This is a genomic window from Amnimonas aquatica, assembly GCF_002943415.1.
Classification (GTDB): domain Bacteria; phylum Pseudomonadota; class Gammaproteobacteria; order Pseudomonadales; family Moraxellaceae; genus Perlucidibaca; species Perlucidibaca aquatica_A.
The window spans coordinates 1-1,759 of the sequence record NZ_PTQZ01000285.1; the positions used below are offsets into that span (position 1 = coordinate 1).

At 68.3% G+C, this 1,759-nt stretch carries 1 protein-coding gene; it reads left to right on the plus strand.

Annotated elements, in window-relative coordinates; all coding sequences use genetic code 11:
- Positions 1-63 precede the first annotated feature (63 nt).
- Positions 64-1,759, plus strand: a 1,696-nt coding sequence (locus C5O18_RS09135; protein WP_146089325.1) for an alpha/beta hydrolase, incomplete at its 3' end; no start/stop codon positions are given.

The following is a 1,759-nucleotide window of genomic DNA, read 5'->3' on the forward strand; positions in this document are numbered from 1 at the left end:
CGACAACAACAAGAACAGAAACGGCCGGCGGCGATCCGCCATCCGGCCGGACGGGGACAGCACATGCGCAAATGGTCCGGCAGCGTTGCAAGAACGCGTTTCCTCATGGTGTCGGCGCTGGCGGCCCTGCTTGCCGCCTGCGGTGGCGGCGGCAAGCAGGGCGGCGACAGCGGCTCGCCCTCCGAGACGGCGGCGCGCCTGCCCGGCTTCGAGGCGCCGGGTGTCGGCATCGTCCGCGATGACAGCAACGCCAACGCGGCCTCCTGCAAGACCGGCCAGAACCTGGAGGGCGGGCGTCATTACCCGGTGACGCTGACCTCGGCCAGCGGCAAGAGCATCGTGTTCGAGGTCATCGAGCCGAAGCGCTTCGACTGCACGCGCGGCAATCCGCTGGTGCTGCACGGCCACGGCTTCGGCGGCTCGCGCACCCAGGACCCGGCGGGCACCCAGCTCGAACGCTTCCAGGACAACGGCTACGCCGTCATCAGCATCGACCAGCGCGGCTTCCACGACAGCTCGGGCACGGTGCGCGTCATGGACCCCAACTTCGAGGGCCGCGACCTGCTGCAGATCCTCGACTGGGCGGAGACCCATCTCGACTATCTGGCGCATGACCGCAAGGCCGGCGGCTACAACCTCGTCGCCGCCTCGACCGGCGGCAGCTACGGCGGCATGTACCAGCTGCTGCTGCACAACCTCGACCCCAAGCACCGGCTGGATGTGCTGACGCCGGACATCACGCCGCATGACCTGCGCTACAGCCTGAATCCGAACGGCACCACCAAGTCGGTGTGGGCGCTGCTGCTGGTGCTGGGCGGCGAGGCCGGTGCGAATCAGCCGCTGATCGGCGGTCTGGATCCGGCGATCAAGGAGACGCTGCTGCGCGGCGTGCTGGGCAACGTGATCCACGCCGGCGCGCTGCCGTTCTTCTACTACCACAGCTCGAAATACTTCCTCGACGCGCTGCCGGAGAGCGAGCAGCTGCCCATGGATTTCCTCACCGGCGACCTGTCGGGCGGCATGAGCTACGACTTCCCGGCCATCCGTCCGGCGAAGGTCGACATCCTGTTCAGCCAGGGTATCCGCGACACGCTGTTCAACTTCAACGAGGGCTGGGCCAATTACCTCGGCTACAAGGCGCTGGGCGGCGACGTGCGCCTGATGAGCCACGAGAGCGGGCACATCCTGCCCGGCACGCAGACCCTGCTGGGCCAGCTCGGCCCGCTCAATGACGCCGTCGGCGGCCTGGTCGGCCTGCTCAACACGATCGGTCTCAGTCTGCCCGATCTGCAGACGCCGTCCGGTCCCGGCAGCTGCGGCGGCTTGTCCAAGGATGACGCGGTGCTGGCCTTCATCAACGAGAAGCTGAAGCCGGCCGATGCGCAGCCGGCGGATGCCGCGGTGAAGGCCGGGCTGGACCGTCTGCGCAGCGAGGTCTGCCTGTCGCTGGCGCCGGACAAGGCGGTCTGGGTCGCGCCGGACCATGTCGCCGACCGCAACCGCGTCGAAGTGCCGGTGGCGCAGAGCCTGATTCCGGTGCCGAACAGCGTGCTCGGCGTGACCAGCCTGCTGCTGCCGACCTTCATTCCGCTCGACATCCCGGCCGACAAGCGCACCGTGGCCGGCATCGGCAGGCTGGACGTGACGCTGTCATCGCTGCTGCCCTTCGATGGCTGCGAAGTCACCGCCGGCCTGCCGCCGGAGTTTCCGATCAAGGCCTGCGACGTGATCATCCATGTCGGCTTCGGTGCCCGCAAAG